This is a genomic window from Vibrio sp. HI00D65, assembly GCF_001635455.1.
In the GTDB taxonomy this organism is placed as follows: Bacteria; Pseudomonadota; Gammaproteobacteria; order Enterobacterales; family Vibrionaceae; genus Vibrio.
In genome coordinates, this window is the sequence record NZ_LWEH01000117.1 from 1 (window position 1) to 218 (window position 218).

Genomic DNA, 218 nt, shown 5'->3' on the forward strand with positions numbered 1-218 from the left:
AAGAGCACGGCTCTAATGTCACGTAGGCTGTTACGCCTTCCATTTCGCCGTCATAGTGATTCAGTGCCTCGACTTCAGCGTGGTTCCTACCAACCTTTTGTGTGTAACCAACAGACACTACTTTATCGTTCTTCACCAATACACACCCTACTGGTGGGTTTGGTTGGCAATCGGGTAGGGCTTGGCGCGAAGCTTCAAGTGCTTGCAGCATGTATTGT

General features: G+C 49.5%; 1 protein-coding gene. It reads right to left on the bottom strand.

All coding sequences use genetic code 11. The features are described 5' to 3' along the window. On the bottom strand, positions 1–218 hold a 218-nt coding region (locus tag A3712_RS10185), incomplete at both ends, for a deaminase (protein WP_231891797.1).